The organism is Streptomyces sp. RP5T, from assembly GCF_003933965.1.
Lineage (GTDB): Bacteria > Actinomycetota > Actinomycetes > Streptomycetales > Streptomycetaceae > Streptomyces.
Map to the genome: position 1 here is coordinate 1 of NZ_RSAJ01001096.1, position 1,300 is coordinate 1,300.

Annotated in this window: 1 protein-coding gene; it reads right to left on the reverse strand. The window is 74.5% G+C overall.

Annotated elements, in window-relative coordinates; translation table 11 throughout:
- Positions 1-153: 153 nt before the first annotated feature.
- Positions 154-1,209, reverse strand: coding sequence for a LacI family DNA-binding transcriptional regulator (locus EHS43_RS44720; RefSeq protein ID WP_125196072.1), 1,056 nt, complete (start codon positions 1,207-1,209; stop codon positions 154-156).
- Positions 1,210-1,300 lie beyond the last annotated feature (91 nt).

Sequence of the window (1,300 nt, forward strand, 5' to 3'; positions counted from 1 at the left end):
GGATGTTCGGGGGCCTGGCCGGTTTCCGCGGCTGCGGAGGTGTGGCGCGCGGGTTCGCCGGACGTCGGGGCGGTCGTACCACGGCGTGGGTGTGTGGAGTCCCGGCCGGTCCCCACGGGTCGTGCGCGGCGCGTCACGGGCTCGTGCGGGGGCTCAGGTGCCGGGCTGCCCGACCGAGTTCCTGACCACCACGTGGGTGCCCAGCAGGAGGTGTTCGGCCGGGTCCTCCGGTGTGCGGCCGAGGGCGGTGCGTACCGCGAGGCGGCCCAGTTCCTCGTAGGGGACGTGGACCGTGGTGAGTGCCGGGTGCAGGTCGCGGGCGAAGGGGATGTCGTCGTAGCCGGCCAGGGACACGTCCCCGGGGACGTCGAGGCCGGCCTCGTGCAGGGCGGTCAGGGCGCCCGCCGCGACCATGTCCGTGGCGGCTACCACGGCCGTGAAGTCCAGGCCGTCCTTCAGCGCCCGGCGCATCAGGCGGTGACCGGAGTCGCGGGTGAAGTCGCCGTTCAGCACCAGCGCGGGGTCGGGGTTCAGCCCGCGGGCGCGGTGCGCGGCGAGATAGCCGCGCTCGCGGCCCTGCGCGGTGGTGTGGTCGGCCCGGCCGCCGAGGAACAGGACCCGCCGGTGGCCCTGGGCCAGGACGTGGGCGACGAGCGCGTGGGAGCCGCCCTCGTTGTCGTACTCGATGACGGTGACCGGCGCCCCGGGGCCCAGCGGCGGTCTGCCGCACAGCACGAGCCGTGATCCCGCCGAGGCCAGCGAGTCGGCCATGCGACGGGTCCGCTCGCGGTACTCGACGGTGTCGGCGGCGCCGCCCACCAGGATCACGGCGGCGGCGCGCTGGGCCCGCATCATCTCCACGAACTCCAGTTCGTGCTCGACGTCGCCCTCCGTGCTGCACACCAGACACAGATGGCCGAGCCGGGTCGCCTCGCGCTCCACCCCGTGCGCCATCAGCGCGAACGAGGGTCCCGTGATGTCCTCCAGCACGAACGCGAGCGTGGGCGTGCCGACCCCGGCGATCGCCTTCGCGCGCGCGTCGGCGACGTAGTCCATCTCGCGCACGGCACGCATCACGCGGGTGCGGGTCGCCGCGCTCACCGGGTAGACCCCGCCGAGCACCCGCGACACGGTCGACGCGGAGACCCCGGCCCGTGCCGCCACGTCCCGGATCGTGCTCCGGCCCGCGTCCTCGCTCTTCCTGGTCATCCTCGCCCCTCCCCCTCGCGAACAGCGGCAACACCATGGAAACCGGTTCCCGGGCGGGAGGCTAGCAGGGGCGGTGGGGCGTGGTTAAGGG